Source organism: Nocardia sp. NPDC050378, from assembly GCF_040655675.1.
GTDB lineage: Bacteria > Actinomycetota > Actinomycetes > Mycobacteriales > Mycobacteriaceae > Nocardia > Nocardia coubleae.
The window spans coordinates 393,745-412,247 of record NZ_JBFAKI010000001.1 but is presented as its reverse complement, the minus strand read 5'-3'; the positions used below and the strand labels follow the sequence as shown (position 1 = coordinate 412,247).

The following is an 18,503-nucleotide window of genomic DNA, read 5'->3' as shown; positions in this document are numbered from 1 at the left end:
GTCAGCCGACGATGGTGGAGCAGGCGAAGGTGATGTCGAACTTCACCGTCGACGGGCCTGCCAGCGGGTTGGTCATATCGGGGGCACCGACGCCCTCGCCGGTGACGCGGAAGGTGTTGCCGTCCTTGGCGAGGGTGGCCGAGCCGCCCGGCTGGCCGTTGCCGTAGCCCACGGCGTACGGCATGCCACTCGACCCGCCCTGGCTGCCGGCGATGGCGACGGCCTGCACCGTTTCGCCTTCCAGCGTCGCGCTCACCGAGAGGCTGCCGTAGGTGGAGTTGGCCGTGTCGGTGAGGGCGAGCGCCAAGGTTCCGCCCTGCTCGGCGCAGGTGGTGTCGAACTTCGCGGTGAGTTCCTTGCCGTCGACGCTGGCGGTGGACTTGCCCGCGGCCGGCGCGGGGGCGGCGGCGGTGCTCGACGGGGTGCTGGTGGAACTGCCGGAGTCGCTGCAGCCGGTGACGAACAGGGCGGTCGCGGCGGAGGCGGCGGCGAGGGTGGCGATCAGCTTGGTGTTCATGGTGTTTCCGTTCTCTCTCGGTGTGAGCGGGTCGTGAACCCGTTGCGAGAAAGGTAGAAATCCCGCGCCGCCTACCGATCCCAAGTTTTCCCTCGGACAGTCGGCTGACCTGCGGTTACCCTGGTCGAATGCGAAGACCCCGCGCCATGGTGCTCGACGAGGTGTGGCGCGGGCTCGACGGTGTCGACGCCTTGAGCGGACCACAGGGTGCGCCGTTGCGGCGCACCGTGAAACTGATCCTCGATCCGCTGGTCATCCGGCCGATGCAGCATCCGCTGTGCGCGGGCAGCGTCCTCGACGCCGACGGCGTCACCTTGCTGACCTCCCTGGTACTCGCGCGTTCCGATGCGCTGCGGGCGTGCGCGAGCTGGTTCACCGTCCTCAAACAGGCGCGGCGCGCCTTACGGATCACCGAGGGCAACGCGCAGGATCTGTACTTCCAGCGATGCTTCGAGCTGGCGACTCTGCACGGTGAACCGGGAGCGGATGCCCGCGAGCGTGCTGCCGCAGTGCTGCGCGAGGTACACGAGGGAACGGGCGGGCGCACCACGACGGCGCTGAAAAACCTGGTGACCGAACCGAACCGACTCGCCGAACTGACATCGCTCATCGAGTCCGCCTGGCGCGCACGCCCCGTGGCGAACTCCGGTGCGCGCGAGCTCGCCTCCGCGCTGACCGAACTACTCGACGCGAGCACGCTGGCCCGCGAGGGCGACCCCGCCGACGCAGGCCCGCTGCTCGACGAACTGATCGAGGACGAGGTGGGCACCCACCGGGGCATCGCGCTGTGGCGCCCGCATCCTAGGCACGGGGCCGACGACCTGGGCCTGACCGTGCACGAGTGCCCACCACGCCCCGTAGTCGGCGCCACCGCCTCGACCGCCACTCTCGCGCTCCCGTTCGACCGGAGCATCTACGAACGTGTCTTCACCGTTCTGCAGGGCAGCATCGACCGGACCGATCTGCCCGATCTACCGACGTTGGTGAGCACCGAGGTGACCCGGAGCTGTTCGCCGTGGGGGTTGCTCGACGAATCTCTTCGCGTGACGGCGGCGGCGGGTTGCGAATTAGCCCTTGGTTTTTCACCGTTGGATGGGACTTCACCGTCGTCGAAGCCGTTCGTGACGGGCTTGCCTGGTGCTCGTGGCGCCGAAGATTCGGGCCGGCGGGTGGCGGCAACGCCTTCGACCACGCCCCGAGCGGACGAGCCCGGTCCCGGGTCGCGGGCGCACGCGGTGGTGAACGCGCGATGGCGGCGGGAAGCGTACGTCCTGCAAGCGCGGCGCTACTCGGTCCACCTCGGTGAGGAGGTGAGTGGACCGCTGGCGGCGGTCGCCGCCGAGCTGCGGACACCGTGGCGCCCCTACCTGCGCAGGCTGTGGGTTCGGTTGCACGGGCGTGACGTTCGCGAGTTGGCGGTGTTCGATCCGGTCGAGCTGTGGGATCTGCTCGACGGGGTCGCGCGGTCGGTGATGCTCGACCACCGAACGCGAGTGAAACAGGCACTCACGGTGGCCATGGACGACGTCGAGGAAGCCAGGGCCAGTTGATGATTCGGCTCAGTCGCGCCGATGGTCTGCTGACCATCGCTCCTGGTGAAACTCCACTGGTCACCGACACCCTGGCTCCGTTGGACGCGATGGTGCTCGAAGTTGTCGGTGGGCACCTCAGTTGGAGCTTGCTCGATGATCGGCAGCTGCCCGCTGCTGTGCTCGACGATCCCGTAACCGCGCAGGACTGGCTGTGGGCGATCTATGGAGAGGGTGTCGCGATCGCAGTGGCCGACGGCGCGGACGGCGAAATCGCCGCCGAATCGGTTCGGCCTGATCTCGTTGCCGCCTTGCGGCGACTTGCGTACGCCCACTGGGCTTCTCGTTGGTGGCCGGCGTCGACCGTCGAGGGTATTCCAGCCCTCGACCGTCACTTACTCGACGCAGAAATCGGGCAGCTCGGTGCGATGTGCGAAATGGTGCTCGCAGATTCGGAGTTCCTCGAGCTCGCTCCAGGTGATGATGCCGAGGGGTTGATCACTGAGCTGAGTTCTCGTCGAACCACAGGTCCCGAGTCGATCTCCCAGCGAAGCCGCCCTGGCGTCGAATCATCCGCTCGTGCCGAGGATTACGCGCTGGCGGCAGGCGGGAAGCAGCCCGGCGACGGGCTGATCGTCGCGCATGGGAGCGGTGACTGGGACTGGCGGCGATGCCCACCCGGGATTCTCGACGCGGGCGCCGATGCGCTGGCCTGGACGGTCTCCCGGTCCTCGGGCATCTCGACGACACGGGTCACCGTCGTTGCCGCGCCGGACTGCCCACTCCACCTGCCCGAGCACCTTCGCCCACATGTCCGGCTCGATGTGGACAACGGAACCGAGGCCGCCGTCACTGCCGAACTGCATCTGCGCACGGACAGCTGGTCCGCCGAGGTACAGCTGCCCGAGACCACCGAAACCTTCACCACCCTCTCGGTTTTCGTCCCCGGAGTCGGCCCCTCGACCAGTTACCCGGACGAGTCGGTTATGCGTGCGCGTATCCGCGATTTCGCCCGCAGACGACTCACCGCGCAGGGTGGTGTCCAGCTGTTGGCCGCCGAATCCGCAGCCGCCGAATCCGATGACGACTTCTGATGCGCGCACGGATCGCCGAGCGCGCCCGGACGACAAGGAGCCGATGCGATGGCAGCGACCGGTAGGACATCGGACAGCGACGACGACCAGCTCGCCGCGGGATACGCGGCCTACCAGCGTGGTGACGTGCTCGGGGCACTGGAGATCTTCGAACGCGCCGCACAGGACGCGCCGCCCCGCCTGCGCAGCGCGGCGTTGATCAACGCGGCGAGCATGGCCGACGAGCTGGGTGAGCATCGGCGGTCGGTGAGCCTGATGCGCACCGCGCTCGCCGTGATGCCCGCCGACGCGGCTCATCAACGACCGGCCGCGCTGGTCGATCTTTCGCAGGCCTACCAGCATCTGGGTGAGCTCGACTCCGCCCAGGAAGCGCTGGAAGAGGCCCGGTCGCTGCTCGCCGACGGCACCGACCAGGGCCTGTTGCCGGTGGCCTGTCTGCTTTCGCTCACCGCTGTCGCGCTGCACCGCCAGCAGTGGGCGCGGGCCGATGAGCTCGCCGCCGAGTCGCTCGATGTGACCCGCCGGTTGGCGCCCGAGCTGATCGGTCATCCGTTGATGAATCTGGCGGCCGCGTCGTTCGAGATCGGCCGACGGGAACTGGCCGTCGACTTCGCGAGGCAAGCACTGGCCGCGTTCGAGACGGTGGGCGATGCCGCGGCCGTGGCCGAAACCCAGCAGAACCTGGCCATCATGTTCGTGCGGTCCGGCCGCTACGACGATGCCGAGGAACCGTTGGGGGCCAGCCAGGGATTCTTCGAGGGAGCCGAGCTCGAGCATCGCGCGGGTATCGGTGCGAAAACCTACGGCTACCTGGCCGAAGGCAGGGGTGACTTCGACACCGCGCGGGCCCGATATCGGCATGCGCTCGACTGTTTCGACAAGGCCGGTGCGGTGCTCGACGCGGCGGATGTGCGGTTGCGGCTGGCCACCGTCGCCGCCGCCGAAAACGATCTCGCCCTCGCGGAGGAACTGCTCGCGATGTCGTTCGAGGTCTACGCCGAACACGGTCTCGGAATGCACTGCGCCCAGCTCGACTACTGGCACGCCGAATTGCTGCACCGGACGATCGAGGCCGACGCTCATCCTGATCCGGCCACACTGTCGCGAGCGCTCACCCTCGCGGTCCCCGCCGCGCTGGCCATCGATGCGGTTCGCCACACGCTGCCCAACGGGAATCAGCGCGAGCACTGGCACCGCATGGTCGCCGAACCCGCCATGCGCCTGGCCTTTCAGTGCGCGGCCCGCACCGGCGACGGCCAGTTGGTCGCGGATCTGATCGACAGCCGTTGTGCGGGAACAGCCCTCGATGTCGAGTCGGTGATCGAACCGCGCTCAGCCACCCTCGAATTCGAGCTGCTCGACCCACCGGTCTCCGACGACCCGGCCCCCGCGCTACATCTGGGCACCGCCCTCGCCGACGTAGCCGCCGCAGCGGGAATCCGCGTCACCCCACCACCGCGCCTGTCCGATCGCGGTCGAATCCTGCTGTCGGACTACATTTCCCACGCCGAGCAGCGATACGGGCGCCTGATCCGTGACCACCGGGTGATCGCGCTGTGATCACACCACCGAGCGCAACGAGCGCCCGCCCGGCGACCGCACCCCGAAAGCAGCGAGCCAGTGCCCGGCAGCAGCCGAGCACTCCAGAGCGATGAGTGAGTGCACGTGAGCATCGAACAACCCACCGCGCTGATCCGGATGGCCGACGCGGGCGACGTCTATGTGTCCTGGCGATGGGTCGAGGACACCTCGGCGCGCGGGGTGGCGATGCTGCCGCGCGATGATGTGCGTGCGGTATTGCGGCAGCTGGCCGCCGCGGTGCCCGATCCCCGCCGCCCGGACGAGTTGAGCCGGGTGATGACCGAGGGCGCACTGGTCGATCCAGAGGCGGAAAACGCACTGGCACAGTCGTTGTCACGCGCGCTGCTGCCGTACGGGCTCGCGGTGCAGCTGTACGAACTGTCGCAGCGGGGCATCCGGCCGCATCTGCGGATTCAACCGTCGCCTCGGCTCGCCCAGGTTCCGTGGGAGATCATCGCGCCCGATCCGGCGATCCGGCTGCTCGATATCGCCGATGTGAGCCTGCTGGCGCCGGTATCGGTGGTTCGGGCACCGGATCGACTGGTGCGGCGTTGGAGTGAGACCCGGGACCTGCCGGTGGTGGCGGTGCTGGATCCGCGAGTTCCCGGTTTCCGCGCGGACTCCGAGCTCGGGTCAGTGCTCGGCCGTCCGAGTGCGGATTCCATTGTGGCGCAACATTTCAGTATTTACGGTGACCGCGTGGTGCCGACGGTCGCCGATCCGGTGGAACTGTTCCGGCGCACCGATCTGGATCGCGACTGGCTGTCCGACACACTCCGCGCGGGCGCGAGCCGCCTGATCTACGTGGGCCATGTCACCGCGCCCGCACCGGAGTCCGGGGAAAGCGAGCACGCGCGACTGCACCTGGCGTGCACCACGGACACTCGTGGTTTCGCGGCGCCGACCCGCTCACACCGCCCGCTGTCGGCCAAGGACCTGTTGCTCGGCACCTACACCCTCGAGCCCGCACCGGTCGCCGGCCGCGACCTGTGGCCGATGCCGAGCCGGGTAGCGCTCATCGCCTGCGAAAGCGGTGGCGACCTGCGCTTCACCGAAGCCCTCGGCCTGACAACCGCGGCACTGTCGGCAGGCGCCGAACTGGTCACCGCCACCCGCTGGCCACTCCCCACCGACCACGCCTTCCACACCCTCACAGCGACAACCGGCCACCCGCTCCAAGCCGCCATCCGGGCCGTCGACACCGCCCATGACTCCCCCACCCCGGTGACGACGCTCCTGGACTGGCAGCGGACCCGCCTCGCGGCCTGGCGATCCACCCCGACCACCGAGAACTCCCCCCTCCTCTGGTCCGCCTTCGCCACGGTCACCGGCTGACCTTGCCGCGACGATGGCCACCGCCCAACCTGCGGCTCCGGCCGTCGCGCCGGTCTCGATGGCGACCGGCGAGGTGATGTCCTCAGATCAACCGCCCCCGCTTTCAGCGAGATCTTCGAGGACCCGCAGCGACAGCGGCACCACAGCGTGCCAAGGGCTGCGGCGTGAGCCGTCGGCTGTCAGTGGTCGTCGTAGTGTCCGTCGTGGGGCGCGTGGCGGTGACCGTCGTGGATGTAGTCGACGTGGTCGTTGTGCGGGACGGCGACGTGCCCACAGCCGGGGCCGTGGACGTGGTCGTGATCGGAGCAGGCCACGTGGGACGAGGGTTCGCACTCGTCGAAGTGGCCCTCGTGTTCGCGGTGTAAGTGCCCATCGTGGACGTAGTCGACGTGGTCCTGGTGCGGGACGGCGACGTGCCCGCAGGTGGGGCCGTGGACGTGGGTGTGCTGCGGATGTTCGGCGTGCGCGGTGGTCATCTGCTCTCCTCCGGATCGAATCGAGCTTGCAACTCTCCCGACATTAGCAGTTGCGCATGCGTTGCTGCGAGCCCTTCGTAGCTGGTCAGAGGACCTGATCGAGGAAGCGGCGCAGACGCGGCGTCTTGGCGTCGTCGAACAGCTCGGCGGGCGCGCCGGTCTCCACGACCTGGCCCTGGTCCATGAACACCACGCTGTCGGAGACGCTGCGCGCGAACCCCATCTCGTGGGTCACCACGATCATCGACATGCCGCCGGCGGCGAGGTCGGCCATGAGCGCGAGCACGCCCTTCACCAGCTCGGGGTCGAGCGCGGAGGTGGCCTCGTCGAAGAACATCAGTTCCGGTTTCATGGCGAGGGCGCGGGCGATGGCGACGCGCTGCTGCTGCCCACCCGACAGCGAACCGGGTCGCGCGTCGGCCTTGTCGGCCAGGCCGACGATCTCGAGCTGCTCCACCGCGAGCGCCCGCGCCTGCTCGGCCGAGAGCCCGCGCAGTTTGCGCGGCCCGAGGGCGATATTGTCGGCGACCGTTTTGTGCGGGAACAGGTTGAACTGCTGGAACACCATGCCGATGCGCTGCCGCAACCGGTCGGGGTTCTCGCGCAGCACCGATTCGCCGTCGAGCAGGATGTCGCCCCTGTCGGGTTCGTGCAGGCGGTTGAGTACCCGCAGCAGGGTCGACTTGCCGGAGCCCGACGGGCCGATGACCGTGGTGGTCTTGCCCGCGTCGACGTGGATGTCGACGCCGCGCAGGATGTGGTTGTTGCCCAGCGTCAGGTGCAGGCCGGTGCCGGTCAGGGATGCACTCATCGGGCGGTAACTCCTTCGTACGTCCGGGCGGTCACGCGCCGCGGCCTTCCGTGATGACGGCCTGTTCGAGCGGGTCGACCGGGGGTACCGGTTTCCCGATGCGCATCCGGCGGTCGATGTAGTTCACCAGGTGGGTGAGCGGGATGGTCAGCACCAGATACATCAGACCTGCCGCGACCAGCGGGGACAGGTTGCCGGTCTGGGCGTTGAGGTCGCGCCCGACCGCGAACAATTCGCGCTGGGAGGCGAGCAGCCCGAGGAAGTAGATGAGCGAGGAATCCTTGATGAGCGCGATGAACTGATTCATCAGCGCGGGCAGCACCCGGCGCACGCCCTGCGGGATCACGACAAGGGTCATCGCCTGGCGGTACCCGAACCCGATCGCACGGGCCGCCTCGAGCTGACCCGGCTCCACCGACTGGATACCGGACCGGAAGATCTCTCCGATATAAGCCGCCGCCAGCAGCGCCAGGGCCACCGCGCCGAGCCAGTACGGGTTGCCGCCGGTGACATTGCGAACCACCGGGCCGATACCGAGCCCGATCAGCAGGATGATGACCACGGCGGGCAGGCCGCGGAAGATGTCGGTGTACACGCGGGCGGGCCAGCGCAACCAGCGGGTGCGCGAGATACCCATCACCGCGAGGAGCATGCCGAGCACGGTGCCGAGGACACCCGAAACCACGGCCAGGATCAGCGTATTCGGCAGACCGGTCTTGATGAGGTCGGGAAAAGCCTTGGTGTACAGCGACCAGTCGAAGAAGGTGTCCTTCAACTGCTGGATGGTCGATTTCTGCTGTGCCACTTCGGCTTCACCGGGCTGCTTGCTCGCGGCGATGGCGGCGAAGTCCGGGAGCTCCGGCGCCGGTGCGGCTTTGGACCCCGGCTTCCAGCCCGGTGGCAGCTCACGCGGCACCCAGTCGGCGTACAGGCGCGCGTAGGTGCCGTCGGCGATCACCGCGTCCAAGCCCGCGTTGAGGGCGTCGATGAGCGGCTGGTTGTTCTTGGCCACCGCGTAGCCGACGAAGTTGTCGAGGCTGAAGGTGTTCTCCGACACCACGATTCCGTCGCCCGGTTTGATCGCGCCCTCGGCCTGCGCCGACGGGGCGACCCAGGCATCGACCTGGCCGGACTTCAGATTCGCGTAGGCGGTGTTGTAGTCGGGGAACTTCACCGGGTCCAGGCGCAGCTGGTTCACCACGAACTCGTCCTGCACGGTGCCCTGCACCACGGCGATTCGCGAACCGGCGTTCAGGTCACCGAAGCCCTTGATCGCCGAACCCTGCGGCACGACCAGCGAGAAATAGCCGAAGTCGTAGCCGTTGGTGAAGCCGACGAGTTCCCGCCTGGCGTCGGTGGTGGTGATGTTGGACGAACCGACATCGAAGCGCTTGCCCGCCACCTGGGCGAGCAGCCCGGCGAACTCGGTGCCCGAGAACTCCACCTGCAGACCGAGTTTCGCGCCGATCTCGCGCAGCAGTTCGTTGTCGAAGCCGGTGAAGGTGCCCTGGCCGTTCACGCAGATGCTCGGCGGCGCGTCCGAGAGGGTGCCGACGCTGAGCTTGCCCGGACTGAGCAGGCCGAGCTTGCTGGTGTCGATCGACTCGAGCGGCACCGTGGTCGGTGTCGTGTAGCGGTCGGTGCCCGCCGTGTCGGAGGAGGCGAGATTCGTCGGCGCCGCGGCCGCCGCACTCTGCCCCGGAGGCGAGCACAGGTCACCCGTCGCCGTCTCGCCACCGGAGCCACCACATCCGGTCGCGGCCACGCCGACGAGGAGCAACAGCGCGGCAATCCGCGCTCGGGTTCGCACAGCACGCACACCTGCCATGCCGATAGACCCTAATGCCCGCCTGTGTCCCCACTCGCCACCCGCGCCTGGTGTGGTGCATCCGGGCAGGTCAAAGATTTTATGCGAGGCCTTCCAGTAATTCCGGGTTCACTTCGTCGCGCCACTCGATCGCGCGGCGCACCTCGGCGAGGTCGTAGTCGGGACCGGAGACGCCGATGGTGAACAGGCTCACACCCGCCGCGCGCAACTGTTCGGCCTGTGCCCAGCCCTGCCACTGCACCGACCGTTCGATCCGGCTCTCGTCGGTGCCGACGGCGGCCGCGTGCTCGGCCAGGATCTTGTTCTTGTGCGCCAGCGTCTCCACGTCGACGAAGGAATGCCAGATGTCGGCGTACTCGGCGACCAGGCGCAGCGTTTTGCGCTCGCCGCCGCCACCGATGAGGATCGGGATGTCACGCACCGGCGGCGGGCTGAGCACGCGCAGGCGGGCGGTGAGCCGGGACATGTTGTCCTTCAACAGGTTCAGCCTGCTACCGGCCGTACCGAATTCGTACCCGTATTCGGTGTAGTCGCGCTGGAACCAGCCCGCACCGATGCCGAGGATCAACCGGCCGCCGCTGATCCGGTCGACCGTGCGCGCCATATCGGCGAGCAGATCGGGATTGCGGTAGCCACCGCCGGTGACCAGCGCACCGAACTCGACCCGCTCGGTCTGCTCGGCCCACGCGCCGAGCATGGTCCAGCATTCGAAATGCGCCCCCGCCGGATCGCCGGTGAGCGGATAGAAATGGTCCCAGTTGAAGACGATGTCCACCCCGGCGTCCTCGGCACGCATCACCGCGTCACGAATCAGCCCGTAATCCGGTGCGTGCTGGGGCTGAAGCTGGACTCCGATACGAACTGGACGACTCATACCGCGCTCCTCGGTACTCGGTGGGCTCCGGGACCGAGGCTACCGCAGCACGTCCGGAGCACCGGGCCGCTACGATCCGAGCCGACCCTGTTCTCGGATCGTCCGGCACGTTCCTGCCGGGATGGGAAGAATGATCTACGCATGGCTACCGTGACCTTCGAAGGCGCCACCCGGCTCTACCCCGGCGCGGGCAAACCCGCCGTCGACGCCCTCGACCTCGAAATCGCCGACGGCGAATTCCTCGTTCTCGTCGGACCCTCCGGCTGTGGCAAGTCGACCTCGCTGCGGATGCTCGCCGGCCTGGAGGAGGTCAACGGCGGGCGCATCCTGATCGGCGACAACGATGTGACCCACGCCGAACCCAAGGATCGCGACATCGCGATGGTGTTCCAGAACTACGCGCTGTACCCGCACATGTCGGTCGCGGAGAACATGGGTTTCGCACTCAAGCTGGCCAAGGTGTCCAAGGCCGAACGCGACGAAAGGGTGCGCGCGGCAGCCGAATTGCTCGACCTCACCGAGTACCTGGACCGCAAGCCCAAGGCGCTCTCGGGCGGTCAGCGCCAGCGCGTGGCGATGGGGCGCGCGATCGTGCGGCAGCCGCAGGTGTTCCTGATGGACGAGCCGCTGTCGAACCTCGACGCCAAGCTGCGCGTGCAGACCCGGACCCAGATCGCCCAGCTGCAGCGGCGGCTCGGCACGACGACGGTGTACGTCACCCACGACCAGGTCGAGGCCATGACCATGGGCGACCGCGTCGCCGTGCTCAAGGACGGCCTGCTGCAGCAGTGCGCGTCGCCGCGCGACCTGTACCGCGACCCGGCGAATGTGTTCGTCGCCGGGTTCATGGGCTCCCCGGCGATGAATCTGTTCACCCTGCCCGTCACCGACGGCACCGTCACCATCGGCGGCTACCCGGTGCAGGTGCCGCGCGCGGTGGCCGACGCGGGTGCGGGTTCGGTCGTGCTCGGCATCCGTCCCGAGCATCTCGAGGTCGGCGGCCAAGGGATGCAGATGGAGGTGGACGTGGTGGAGGAACTGGGTTCCGACGCCTACGTCTACGGCCGGGCACTGTCCACCGGGGCGGGCGGCACGTCCGGGGAAACCCTTGTGGCGCGGGTGGATTGGCGCAACCCGCCGGCGAAGGGCGAGCGGCTTTCGCTCACCACCGACCCGGCGAACCTCTACTTCTTCAGCGCCGAGGACGGTCGGCGGCTGCGCTGATCCACCGCTCGACGGCCCGACATTCCGACCGCATCATCGGTGCGGTCGGCTGCCGTCGTCGTATCGATCAGGCACCGGTGTCGTTCGGCGGGCGGCCTGCCTTCTTGCGGGCACGCAGGTAGTCCGGGTTGACGCGAACGGTGAGCTGTTCGAGTTCGACCGGAGTGCCGGTGGGTGTGGTGAGCCGGGCCCGCACCGGCTCACCGGTTTCGGTGTCCACGCGCAGCAGTGGCGCCGGGCCCGGCTGGAGGTAGGTGTCGCCCCACTGCCACAGCGCCACGACCACCGGGAGTAGGTCCCTGCCCATCTGGGTGAGGACGTACTCGTGCCGGGTGCGCTTGCCTTCCTCCTGGTAGGGGCGCTTTTCCAGGATCCCCGCCGCGGTGAGTTTGCGGAGTTGGCTCGCGGCCGCCGCGTCGGTGATGCCGACGCGGCGGGCGAAGCCGTCGAAGCGGGTGGTGCCGTAGTAGGCCTCGCGCAGGATTAGGACGGCCGAGCGGGTGCCGATGAGCTCCATGGCTCTGGCGATCGAACAGCCTTCGGTCTCCCACCTGCTCAGATCGGCCAAGGGTCCTTCCATCACCGCTGCCATAGCCACATCATACGCCTCCCTGACTTGAGCATATGATAGTTAGCGTCTAATCTGGCTATTGTCTGATATAGTCAGAGGGAAGAGGGCTCCCATGCGAGACGCGGTCATCGTCGAAGCGGTACGCACCCCCATCGGGCGGGGCAAACCCGACGGCGCACTCCACGACGTCCATCCCGTCGACCTGCTCGCGCACAGCCTGCGCGCGGTGATCGAGCGCAGCGGCATCGACCCGGTACTGGTCGACGACGTGATCGGCGGCATCGTCACCCAGGTCGGCGAGCAGGGCGTGAACATGACCCGGCGGGCCGCACTTGCCGCCGGATACCCCGAATCGGTCCCGGCGACCACCGTCGACCGGCAGTGCGGAAGCAGCCAGCAGGCCATCCATTTCGCCGCGCAGGGCGTGATCGCGGGCGCGTACGACATCGTCGTCGCGGCGGGCGTCGAGTCCATGGGGCGAGTTCCGATGGGCGCCAGTGCGGCCGGGGCCGACGACCTGTCCGGGGTCGCCTTCGCGCAACGGTATCCGCAGGACCTGGTCCCGCAGGGCATCAGCGCCGAGCTGATCGCCGCCAAGTGGGGGCTGAGCCGCACCCAGCTCGACGAGTTCGCGCTGAGCAGCCACGAAAAAGCGGCCCGCGCGACGAAAGACGGGCTCTTCGCCGGCGAACTCGCCCCACTGAACGGGCTGACCGCCGACGAGGGCATCCGCGTCGGCTCCACACTCGAAACGCTGGCGAAGCTGAAGCCCGCCTACTACGACCCGGCCATGGCGGCGCGGTTCCCGCAGATCGGCTGGGAGATCACCGCCGCCTCCGCCAGCCAGGTCAGCGACGGCAGCTCGGCCGTGCTCATCATGTCGGGCGAGCGGGCCGAACAGCTCGGCCTGCGCCCGCTTGCCCGGCTGCACAGCTTCGCCGTCGCGGGCGACGACCCGTTGCTCATGCTCACCGCGGTGATCCCCGCGACCGAGAAGGTGCTGCGGCGGGCGGGCCTCGATCTGTCCGACATCGACCTGATCGAGATCAACGAGGCGTTCTCGCCCGTCGTCCTGGCCTGGGCGCGGGAAACCGGCGCCGACCTGAGCAAGGTGAACGTCAACGGCGGTGCCATCGCCATCGGTCACCCGCTCGGCGCGTCCGGGGCACGGCTGATGACCACGCTGGTACACGCGCTGCACCAGCGTGGCGCGCGTTACGGCTTGCAGACCATGTGCGAAGCGGGCGGGCTCGCCAACGCGACCATCATCGAAAGGTTGTGAGACTCGGCGGCGGTGTCCACGCGGATGCCGCCGCCGAGGTCGCTCGGTGGTGAACCTTTACGATCGGCGACGTGGACTTCGAGACCTTTGTCTATGCGATTCCGCTGCGTACGCGGTTTCGGGGGATCACCGTGCGGGAAGGCATGCTGATTCGGGGGGAAAACGGGTGGGGGGAGTTCTGCGCGTTCCCCGAGTACGACGATCGGGAAGCGGCGGGGTGGTTGGCGACCGCGGTCGAGCAGGCCACGGTCGGGTGGCCTGCGCCGGTGCGTGAACGGGTCGCCGTGAACTGCATCGTGCCCGCGGTCGATCCCGAGCGTGCGGCGCACATTGTTCGTGACTCCCGTTGCGGCACAGCCAAGGTGAAGGTGGCCGATCATCCGGATTCACTGGCCGAGGATGTGGCACGAGTGGCGGCCGTGCGGGCGGCGCTCGGAGAAACCGCAGCGGTGCGGATCGATGCCAATGCCGTGTGGGATGTCGAGACCGCCGTGCGGCATATTCGGGAAATAGATTCAGCGGCAGGGGGTTTGCAGTACGTCGAGCAGCCGTGCCGGAGCATCGAGGAACTCGCGGAGGTGCGGGCGCGGGTTTCGGTGCCGATCGCGGCCGACGAGTCGATTCGGCGGGCGGAGGATCCGCTGCGCGTCGCGGTGGCGGGGGCGGCGGATGTGGCGGTGCTCAAATGCACGCCGCTCGGTGGGGTACGGCGGTCGCTCGCGGTTGCCGAGGCGGCGGGGCTGCCGACGGTCGTGTCGTCGGCGCTGGAGACGAGTGTGGGACTGGCAGCCCAGATCGCTCTGGCCGGGACGCTGCCGGATCTCGAATTCGCCTGTGGGCTCGGGACACTCGCGCTGTTCGACGGCGATCTGGTCGCGGATTCGCTGCGGCCGGTGGACGGGTGGTTGACGGTGCCGACCAGTGCGCCGGAACCCGATCCTGCGGCGATGGATCGATACCGGCACCCGGATGCCGAGCGGGCGCGGTGGTGGCTGCGGCGATACGAGCGGGTGCGCGCGTTGCTCGAGGACACACCAGCGCCCGGCTCCGGTCCGTAGACGCCGACCACACCGGTACGGCCACCGCCGAGCGAACGTGGACCAGGGTCGGCCGGATTCATTGCACACAACTTAATTGTGCGCTACAGTTACTCGCATGACCGACGGACTCACCCTCGACGAGCAGCTGTGCTTCCCGCTCTACGCGGCCTCGCGAGCGATGACGGCGGTCTACCGTCCGAAACTGGAACAACTAGGGCTCACCTACCCGCAGTACCTGGTGATGCTGGCGCTATGGGAACGCGACGGCCGCAGCGTCGGCGAACTCGGCAGGGCGTTGGATCTCGACTCCGGCACCCTGTCACCGCTGCTCAAGCGGCTGGAAACGACCGGGTTCGTGCAGCGCAGGCGCGCGGCCGACGACGAACGCCGTGTCGACATCGTGCTCACCGACCACGGGCGGGCAGTCCGCGCCCGAGCGTGCGCAATCCCCACGGAAATGGCGCAAGCAGCGGGCCTGACCGGCGACGAAGCCGCCGCCCTTCGCACTCTGCTCCGCAAACTGACCGATTCCCTCACCGAGAAATGAGACTCCCCATGCAGGTTCTCTACACCGCCGAAGCGCTTGCCACCGGCGAAGGCCGCACCGGCTCCGCCCGCACCACCGACGGCAAGCTCGACGTGGTGCTCGCCCCGCCGAAGGAAATGGGCGGCGACGGCGCGGGCACCAACCCCGAGCAGCTGTTCGCGGCCGGTTACGCCGCGTGCTTCCACTCCGCGCTGCGCCTGGTCGGTAAGCAGGCAGGCGCGAATATCGCCGATTCCGCGGTGGGCGCGCAGGTTTCGATCGGGCCGAACGACAAGGGCGGCTTCCAGCTCGCCGTCACCCTCGAGGTCACCCTCCCCCACCTCACCCGCGAGGAAGCACAGCAACTGGCTGACCAGGCGCACCAGGTGTGCCCGTACTCCAACGCGACCCGCGGCAATATCGACGTCGATGTCCAGGTGACCGACGACTGATCGGCAACACCCGTCGAGTCGAGGCCCCGGTGCTCCTGCGCCGGGGCCTCGCGCCTTATCTATAAGCGGCCCTTGAGAATTCATTATCCCCTCGCCCGCACGATGAACTCATCGTCGAGAACAAAGGGGAAACAATGAGAACAGCAATTGCCGCCGCGATGATCGCCGCGTTCAGCGTGACGGGGGTCGGGGTGGCCTCGGCGGCAACGTCCGACACCGCGCAAACGAGTTACGTCGCGGCTCCCGGATCGCTCGGCGGAGGCGGGAAGGGCGGTTCGACGAGCGGTTCGCCCTGCACAGACAGCAAGTCCTGCACCTCGACCGGTCCGCGTGGAAGCGGACAGGGCGGACGCGGCAGCGCCCCGGGGAGCACCGGGGGCCGGTGATCGAGCTTCGTGATCGAGGCTCACCCGAAGCGGACTCCGCAACCGGCGAATGTCGCCCGGATCAGCAGAGCCGCTTCGGGGCCGATCACGCCGTCGGCCAATTCCGCATAGCGAGTGCAGAATTCGGGTCCGTGCGCCACTTCGTCGGGGGTCGGCGCCAAATGATGGGCGAGTTCGTGCAGAACAACCAGTTCGCGCAGCGCCCACGCGGTGGCGCCGGTATGGAGTGGGACGGCGAGCACGGCACCGGCGCGTTCGTAATGTGCCGCGGCCGTGCCCACCCGCGCACGGACCCGCACGGAAATCACCGCCCGATCCCAGTGGGCTCGAACCCAATTCAGCGCGAGCACCTTGTCGACATAACTCTGCACCGATTCCACCGACGCGAATCGCCGCTCGACCGGCAAGGTCACCTGTGAACCATAGATATCGACAGTGCGGTGCCCGAACTCCTCGGCCCGATCGAAGACACCGCGCACCAATTGCTCGGCGTCGTACACCCGCGCCCGCTGGGTGTCGCGTCGTGGAGCCGGACTGGAAACATCGTCGGGCTCGCGGTTCATCCCGTGAGCTTGCCGCGTGCGGCGGGTAGTTCGGTGGAGGGGCCGAGGCGGGCGTCGCGACCCGCCCGGTCGCCCGCCTGCCGGGCGGCGGCCGAGTGGCCGGTGGAGGTCTGCGGTCCACGCCAGGTGCCGCGTGCTTCCGAGGTGGCGGTGTAGAAGTCGGTGAGGGCGATTTCCTTGTCACGCAGGGCGAGTGCGGTTCCGGTCGACTCGACCGCAGATTCCTCGGCGACCACCTCGGCCTTCACCTCGGCCAGTCGCGCGCCGATCCGCGCCGCGAACGCCATCTGGAAATTCAGTCGCGCCGTCACACCGGCGACCGGGGCCCGCACCTTGCGCCGCACCGTGCGGCCGAACCGCTTCTCGGTGACCACCTTGACCACCGTGGCCTCGCGATACGCACCCGACTTGATGTAGTGATCCGAGGCCCGCACCATCTGCACCAGCAGACTCGCGTACAGCGCCTCGCAGGCGTCGATATCGGCTTCGAAACCGTAGGCGTACACCTGTGTGGAGGTGCGCGCCACATCGCAGCGCACGTCGTTGGCCGTGGCGATGGCGACGAACAACTGCACGTAGGTGCGCAACCCCTTGCGCCCCGGCTCCCCGATCGGAATGATCCGCTGCACCGGAGTGGACCTGCGTTCGCGCCGCGACACATGCGAGCGCGCCACCGCCAGATCGATCGACGACTTCGTCGCCAGCCGTTGCGCGGCCGCGAGAAACGCCTCCGCCTCGTGCTCGTTGTCGGTGGCCTCGGCCTTGCGCAGCAAACCACCGATCCGGGAGAGCATCCGGTCGGGCCCCGCCGACGATCCAGTGGTCACCTGATCGAGGGTAGGTCACCCCACGGACACCCCTAGGTCCGCCATGACCACACTCCCAACCCCGCCCGTCCCGACCTCGAGGAGGGACCGCCGCGAAGCGGCGCAGCGGCCCTCCAGGGGCCGCGCTCGAGCGCGCCAGCGCTCCAAAAACACAGCCCAATACCTCTATGGTGCACAAAACCCTCAGAGCCTCCGCGCCTCCGGACCGCCTCACACACACCGGCACCGGGACACCCGCGATGCTGTATGTTGACCCTGGCCCGCACGGGTGTGCTGCTGCTCACTGTCTCGACCCTGGAGTGTCTGCGATGAAGTTTGTTCCAAGAGCAACGATGGCTGCTGCCTCGATTGCGTTGCTTACCGCATCGTTCGCCAGCGCCTGCTCGAGTGACAACGGCGGCAACGCCCTCGACCAGAACCTGACCGGGCGCGGACCGATCACCTATGTCGAGGGTAAGGACGTCTCCGAGACCGGCATGGTCAAGCAGCTCATCGACCGCTGGAACGCCGCGCACCCGAACGAGCAGGTGACGTTCAAGGAGCAGTCGGCCGACGCCGACCAGCAGCGCGACGACATGGCCGAGCACTTCCGCTCCAAGCAGGACGGCTACGACGTGGTCGCCCTGGACGTGCCCTACACCGCGGAGTTCGCCGCCAAGGGCTGGATCCAGCCGCTCGAAGGCAGCTTCGCCATCGACACCGCGCCGCTGCTCGCGCCGACCGTTGCCAGCGCCACCTACAACGGCAAGCTGTACGCGGCACCGCGCAACACCAACGGCGGCCTGCTGTACTACCGCAAGGACCTGGTTCCCAACCCGCCGCGCACCTGGACCGAGATGCTCGGCCAGTGTCAGATCGCGCGCGACAACAACATCGGCTGCTACGCCGGTCAGCTGTTCCCCTACGAGGGCCTGACCGTGAACACCTCCGAGGTCATCAACGCCTACGGCGGCAGCTTCGTCGGCGCCGACGGCAAGACCCCCACCGTGAACAGCCCCGAATCCAAAGAGGGGCTGAAGGTTCTGGTCGACGCCTACCAGCGCGGCGACATTCCCAAAGAGGCCATCAGCTTCAAGGAAGGCGAGAGCGCGAACGCGTTCGAGTCGGGCAAGCTGCTGTTCCTGCGCACCTGGCCGTATCTGTACGGCCAGGCCAACGGCGAGGGTTCGATGGTGAAGGACCGCTTCGGCGTGGCACCGCTGCCCGGCAAGACCGATGTCGGCGCCTCGACCCTCGGCGGCTACAACGTCGCGATCAGCGCGTTCTCCAAGAACAAGGCCACCGCCGCCGACTTCGTTCGCTTCATGGTCAGCGAAGAGGCACAGCAGATCGTCGCCCAGGGCGCCTTCCCGCCGGTGCGTACCTCGCTCTACGACGACCCTGCCCTGATCGCGAAGATGCCGTACCTGCCCGCGCTGAAGGAGTCGATCGCCAACGCGGTGCCGCGACCGGTCTCGCCGTTCTACGAGGCGGTGTCAAAGGCCATCCAGGACAACGCATATGCTGCCCTGAACGGCACGAAGTCCGTCGACGACGCAGTCGCAGGCATGCAAAAGGGCATCGAGACCGCTGGTTCGTAGCGGTACG

Annotated in this window: 18 protein-coding genes; 10 read left to right on the top strand and 8 right to left on the bottom strand. The window is 68.1% G+C overall.

What is annotated here, in order from left to right:
- Position 1: 1 nt before the first annotated feature.
- Entirely contained in the window at positions 2 to 517 is a 516-nt protein-coding gene (locus AB0I35_RS01890; RefSeq protein WP_357393464.1) for a lipoprotein LpqH, read from the bottom strand.
- 146 nt (positions 518 to 663) lie between these two features.
- Between AB0I35_RS01890 and AB0I35_RS01885 the strand changes: the two genes are divergently transcribed.
- The 4 genes from AB0I35_RS01885 to AB0I35_RS01870 all read left to right on the top strand — a co-directional run bounded on the left by AB0I35_RS01885 (position 664) and on the right by AB0I35_RS01870 (position 6,056).
- Entirely contained in the window at positions 664 to 2,067 is a 1,404-nt protein-coding gene (locus AB0I35_RS01885) for a hypothetical protein (protein ID WP_357394138.1), read from the top strand.
- Positions 2,067 to 3,140 carry a hypothetical protein gene (locus AB0I35_RS01880; RefSeq protein WP_357393462.1) on the top strand — a complete coding sequence of 358 codons (1,074 nt, stop codon included), beginning with the start codon at positions 2,067 to 2,069 and terminating at the stop codon, positions 3,138 to 3,140. The genes AB0I35_RS01885 and AB0I35_RS01880 overlap by 1 nt, the downstream gene beginning before the upstream one ends.
- A 48-nt stretch (positions 3,141 to 3,188) precedes the next feature.
- A complete protein-coding gene (locus tag AB0I35_RS01875; protein ID WP_357393460.1) occupies positions 3,189 to 4,700 on the top strand; it encodes a tetratricopeptide repeat protein in 1,512 nt (503 codons plus the stop codon).
- 138 nt (positions 4,701 to 4,838) lie between these two features.
- Positions 4,839 to 6,056: a CHAT domain-containing protein gene (locus AB0I35_RS01870; RefSeq protein ID WP_357394137.1), complete on the top strand. Its 1,218-nt coding sequence runs from the start codon at positions 4,839 to 4,841 to the stop codon at positions 6,054 to 6,056.
- Positions 6,057 to 6,235: 179 nt separating this feature from the next.
- On the opposite strand, the gene AB0I35_RS01865 is transcribed toward AB0I35_RS01870, so the two are convergent.
- The 4 genes from AB0I35_RS01865 to AB0I35_RS01850 form a co-directional block, all read right to left on the bottom strand.
- Complete coding sequence (locus tag AB0I35_RS01865; RefSeq protein ID WP_357393458.1) at positions 6,236 to 6,532, bottom strand: hypothetical protein; 297 nt, start codon at positions 6,530 to 6,532, stop codon at positions 6,236 to 6,238.
- A gap of 85 nt (positions 6,533 to 6,617) precedes the next feature.
- Positions 6,618 to 7,343, bottom strand: coding sequence for an amino acid ABC transporter ATP-binding protein (locus AB0I35_RS01860; protein WP_357393456.1), 726 nt, complete (start codon positions 7,341 to 7,343; stop codon positions 6,618 to 6,620).
- A gap of 31 nt (positions 7,344 to 7,374) precedes the next feature.
- Positions 7,375 to 9,171 (bottom strand): ABC transporter substrate-binding protein/permease, encoded by a 1,797-nt coding sequence (locus AB0I35_RS01855; protein WP_357393454.1) that lies wholly within the window; start codon positions 9,169 to 9,171, stop codon positions 7,375 to 7,377.
- Positions 9,172 to 9,250: 79 nt separating this feature from the next.
- Positions 9,251 to 10,045, bottom strand: a complete 795-nt coding sequence (locus AB0I35_RS01850) for an LLM class F420-dependent oxidoreductase (protein WP_357393452.1) — start codon at positions 10,043 to 10,045, stop codon at positions 9,251 to 9,253.
- Positions 10,046 to 10,186: 141 nt separating this feature from the next.
- Here AB0I35_RS01850 and ugpC point away from each other — a divergent pair, with 141 nt between their 5' ends.
- The gene (gene ugpC, locus AB0I35_RS01845; RefSeq protein WP_357393450.1) at positions 10,187 to 11,269 is read left to right on the top strand and encodes a sn-glycerol-3-phosphate ABC transporter ATP-binding protein UgpC; all 1,083 of its coding nucleotides are present in this window, start codon (positions 10,187 to 10,189) and stop codon (positions 11,267 to 11,269) included.
- Positions 11,270 to 11,336: 67 nt separating this feature from the next.
- Here the strand turns inward: ugpC and AB0I35_RS01840 are convergent, their stop codons facing one another.
- The gene (locus AB0I35_RS01840) at positions 11,337 to 11,861 is read right to left on the bottom strand and encodes a helix-turn-helix domain-containing protein (RefSeq protein ID WP_357393448.1); all 525 of its coding nucleotides are present in this window, start codon (positions 11,859 to 11,861) and stop codon (positions 11,337 to 11,339) included.
- Positions 11,862 to 11,952: 91 nt separating this feature from the next.
- Between AB0I35_RS01840 and AB0I35_RS01835 the strand changes: the two genes are divergently transcribed.
- From AB0I35_RS01835 to AB0I35_RS01820, 4 genes are all read left to right on the top strand, one after another.
- Positions 11,953 to 13,122 (top strand): thiolase family protein, encoded by a 1,170-nt coding sequence (locus AB0I35_RS01835; protein WP_357393446.1) that lies wholly within the window; start codon positions 11,953 to 11,955, stop codon positions 13,120 to 13,122.
- A 71-nt stretch (positions 13,123 to 13,193) separates the two neighbouring features.
- On the top strand, positions 13,194 to 14,180 hold the full coding sequence (locus tag AB0I35_RS01830) for an o-succinylbenzoate synthase (RefSeq protein ID WP_357393444.1): 987 nt from the start codon (positions 13,194 to 13,196) through the stop codon (positions 14,178 to 14,180).
- A 97-nt stretch (positions 14,181 to 14,277) separates the two neighbouring features.
- The gene (locus tag AB0I35_RS01825) at positions 14,278 to 14,709 is read left to right on the top strand and encodes a MarR family transcriptional regulator (protein ID WP_357393442.1); all 432 of its coding nucleotides are present in this window, start codon (positions 14,278 to 14,280) and stop codon (positions 14,707 to 14,709) included.
- A gap of 8 nt (positions 14,710 to 14,717) precedes the next feature.
- Positions 14,718 to 15,140, top strand: coding sequence for an organic hydroperoxide resistance protein (locus AB0I35_RS01820; protein ID WP_357393440.1), 423 nt, complete (start codon positions 14,718 to 14,720; stop codon positions 15,138 to 15,140).
- A 406-nt stretch (positions 15,141 to 15,546) separates the two neighbouring features.
- On the opposite strand, the gene AB0I35_RS01815 is transcribed toward AB0I35_RS01820, so the two are convergent.
- Positions 15,547 to 16,089 carry a TIGR04338 family metallohydrolase gene (locus tag AB0I35_RS01815; protein WP_357393438.1) on the bottom strand — a complete coding sequence of 181 codons (543 nt, stop codon included), beginning with the start codon at positions 16,087 to 16,089 and terminating at the stop codon, positions 15,547 to 15,549.
- Entirely contained in the window at positions 16,086 to 16,883 is a 798-nt protein-coding gene (locus tag AB0I35_RS01810) for a DUF2786 domain-containing protein (RefSeq protein ID WP_357394135.1), read from the bottom strand. Before AB0I35_RS01810 ends, AB0I35_RS01815 begins: the two co-directional genes overlap by 4 nt.
- 365 nt (positions 16,884 to 17,248) lie before the next feature.
- Between AB0I35_RS01810 and AB0I35_RS01805 the strand changes: the two genes are divergently transcribed.
- On the top strand, positions 17,249 to 18,496 hold the full coding sequence (locus AB0I35_RS01805) for an ABC transporter substrate-binding protein (protein ID WP_357393436.1): 1,248 nt from the start codon (positions 17,249 to 17,251) through the stop codon (positions 18,494 to 18,496).
- Positions 18,497 to 18,503: the final 7 nt, after the last annotated feature.